Annotated in this window: 4 protein-coding genes; 1 reads left to right on the top strand and 3 read right to left on the bottom strand. The window is 34.0% G+C overall.

Annotated features, from left to right (window positions below):
* Positions 1–652: Uma2 family endonuclease (locus F6K13_RS25360; RefSeq protein ID WP_287288749.1), on the top strand; the 652-nt coding region annotated here is incomplete at its 5' end.
* A 543-nt stretch (positions 653–1195) separates the two neighbouring features.
* Here the strand turns inward: F6K13_RS25360 and F6K13_RS25355 are convergent.
* The 3 genes from F6K13_RS25355 to F6K13_RS25345 all read right to left on the bottom strand — a co-directional run bounded on the left by F6K13_RS25355 (position 1196) and on the right by F6K13_RS25345 (position 3130).
* On the bottom strand, positions 1196–1531 hold the full coding sequence (locus F6K13_RS25355; protein ID WP_124145426.1) for a XisI protein: 336 nt from the start codon (positions 1529–1531) through the stop codon (positions 1196–1198).
* Between the two features lie 193 nt (positions 1532–1724).
* Positions 1725–2711 carry a hypothetical protein gene (locus tag F6K13_RS25350; protein WP_124145427.1) on the bottom strand — a complete coding sequence of 329 codons (987 nt, stop codon included), beginning with the start codon at positions 2709–2711 and terminating at the stop codon, positions 1725–1727.
* 275 nt (positions 2712–2986) lie between these two features.
* Positions 2987–3130: a hypothetical protein gene (locus tag F6K13_RS25345; protein ID WP_287288747.1), complete on the bottom strand. Its 144-nt coding sequence runs from the start codon at positions 3128–3130 to the stop codon at positions 2987–2989.
* Positions 3131–3182: the final 52 nt, after the last annotated feature.

Here is a 3182-nt window from a genome sequence, read left to right as displayed (position 1 = left end):
GTTTTTAAGTTTGAATATTCCTGGTGGCGAACAATGGTGGAAACGTAATGTTCGTTCTTATTTATTCTGGGAATTTGGCAAGTCCCCAGATGTAGTAATTGAAATTGTTTCTCCCACTCCAGGCAATAAATTAGGAAGTAAATTGACAAAGTATGCACAATTACGAATTCCTTATTATGTTCTCTACGATCCATTGCAAAAACTAAGTAAAACTTTTCTGCAAGTATTTCAACTTCATGGTAGTTCTTATATTCCGAAAAATGATCCTTGGTTTGCTGATGTAAATTTAGGATTAATCCTTTGGAATGGTGTATTTGAAAATCTGAATGGTACTTGGTTGCGTTGGTGTGATGAGTTGGGGAATGTGATTAAAACAGGAGATGAAATAGCAGCAGAAAAAAATCTTGAGATATCTCAAAAGGATACTCAGATATCCCAAAAAGATGCTGAAATATCTCAAAAAGATGTTCAAATTAAACAGGCGTTATTATTGGCAATTGAAATGGGATTGAAACTCAAGTTTGGTGATGAATATGTGGGGATATTATCCGAAATTTCAGCAATTAATGATGTGAAATTATTAGAGAGAATTGTTACTCAAATTCCTCAAATTTCCTCAACAGATGAGTTGCGAAGACTGTATTCTGAATAGCTCAAAAATACGAACCAGGAATGCTTAGTATGGGAGCAATATGCTCCCACTCCCATGTCTGACAACAAAAATAATTACAAGGGATTACTTCTGACTTCTAACTTCTGACTTCTGACTTCCTATGGCGGTCGCGCAAGCGGAACGGAGTTCTATCGCTTCTCAAATTCACCAGATTTCCTCAATGGATGAGTTGCGAAAACTATATTCTGAATAGCTCAAAAATCGGGTGCATATTCCGCACCCTAACTCTTTAATTATATTTAACTAGCTGTAGTGGACTGTTTCATCTAAAATAGTGCAATAGTAGAGGCAGGTTCCGCATTAAATTTAGGAGTTTAACCACTAGATGAAATGAAGACCCCCAATAACATAATTCACTATTTTAGATGTGTTTCTAGGGTCTCTAAGAATACGCTTTCTTGCTTCTGCTTCAAATGATTGATAATAAGATAAAGGGAAAGTGATTATTTTACTATTAATTAGTCTTAAAGCTGTTTCTAATTGCAATTAGAAAATAACATTACCTCCTAGTTTAGTCAATAATTAATTCACTGCAAATTCTGTAAAAGGTCGCACATCAGGGGGATGAAAACCCAAGACAATTTGACTTTTAGGAATACCTGCTCTCAGTAGATCGGATGCTATTCCATCCTCTAAACCATCCCGATGTATCCAGATTTTATCTCCAATAATCTCTATATGAACTAAACACCCATGAACTTGTACATCATCTTCCCATCCTTGAGTAATTAATAAAAAATTATTCCTATCCTCACTTATAATTAAACGGCATTGTAAATCCCCATAAGCATAGGGAATTTCCGTATATTCTTTGAGTTTCTGTTGAATAATAGTGCGATATTGAACTAAGGTATCCATTTTTAGAAGCGAGATTGATTTTCAAGTTAAGGCAGAAAGCAAAAGGACTAGACAGATTTGGAAAAACTAGCTTTTATAACCAGATTTCGTTCCTTATTCGTAAGTCCTGAAAATAATATTACAAATTGTTCCCGATATAGCATTACTATACACGAAATAGAATCAACATTTTTGTCCATCTATCTATCACTGCCTATTTCTCTGAATCAAAATTTTTTTCTGTCGTATTAATAATATCTTTTGCTAATCGCTCGCTAAATCCCACCACAAAAGACAAAGAAAATAGAGACATCCATCTTTGATCTTGCCTCTTTTCGTTATTAATTTCACCAAAGGAAATCGGAATAATTCCGCCCTGTAAAATAGCAAAAATTAAAATGCCAAATGTACCTCCGATCAGAGGCTTATAAAAACCAACTAAGATAGGAATTATTGAGTCTTCATATTGGTGATCGTCTTCAGATTGTTCATAATTACTAAGCCGAGATAAGATACTAACTATGCTACCTAGAGCGCCAGTAGTAAAACACAAATTTCCTAGCCAAACTGTCATTTGAAAATCTTTTATATACATATCTGGTGTTTCATGGCTTCTACTATCAGCATTGAATGAAAGAATTCCTTTTGACTGTAGAGCTTTTTCTAAGTTGTCGCTTCCTGATGATAAGCCCAGTGGAAGTACTATGTATAATGGAAGTCCTAAAATTAACCCTAGTAAAATTTTCAGAATAATCTTAGAAGTAACTCTTCGATAAAAATTAATAGGTAAAGCTAGCCAAAAGTTTTTAATTCTTCTGATTCTAAATTCTCCATCAATTCGCAGTTTTTCAATCAGCCGTTTTTCGGGGTTATGCTGAAAATATTGAATGGCAATACTAAGATTAAATACTAAATTAGCCACTTCTGATTTTTGGTGAATATTTTTAATTAATTTTCCAGATAGATATAGAGTTTTGATATCTGAGAGTAATATCAAAACTTTGGAAACTTCTTCTTGATTTTCTGCGCTTAATTCCTGGATAAAATTAGAGTCAGTAATTACCTCATTGATTTGGGCGAACAAATCATAAACTTTGGTATCTATTTCATCAATAACCGGAAGATTATGTTGTTCCTCGAAAACTGGCTTGTTTTCCAAGGAATTTAAATCATAATTATCAAAATTATCTTTAGGTTGCATATTTATAGCGATTTTCACAAAGGTAGACTACAAAACTTCATTTTTATGAATGTAGAGTGAGTGAATGTAGAATTCAGAATTATTAAATTAGGAAATTGTAGCAGTTTTCCAGAAATGTTAACTACAAAACTTCTGCCTTCAAGCCAAAATCTTTGTACTCTATATTAATGAAAACTCCTATTATACCAAGCGTGAAAAAAGAATGTTACGAATAATAAGTGGGATAAAAAGATTTGCTAGGAAATGTCCCTTTGACAAAAAAGAGAATTTACGACCTAAAAACTGGTATTGAACCAATTCCCATACGACTCCTGACTCCTGACTTCCCCTCCCCTCCTGGAAGGGGTTAGGGGTGGGTTGGAGGGGGAGGGGCGAGGGGTGGGTTGACTCCTAAGAAATAGCCTAACTATTTGTAGCAAACATTTATCAAACTGGTATTATAGAGAAATAATAATTAATCCCATGGGAAAA

The organism is Okeania sp. SIO2B9 (genome assembly GCF_010672505.1).
GTDB lineage: Bacteria > Cyanobacteriota > Cyanobacteriia > Cyanobacteriales > Microcoleaceae > Okeania > Okeania hirsuta.
This window is presented reverse-complemented; position numbering and strand designations above follow the sequence as displayed.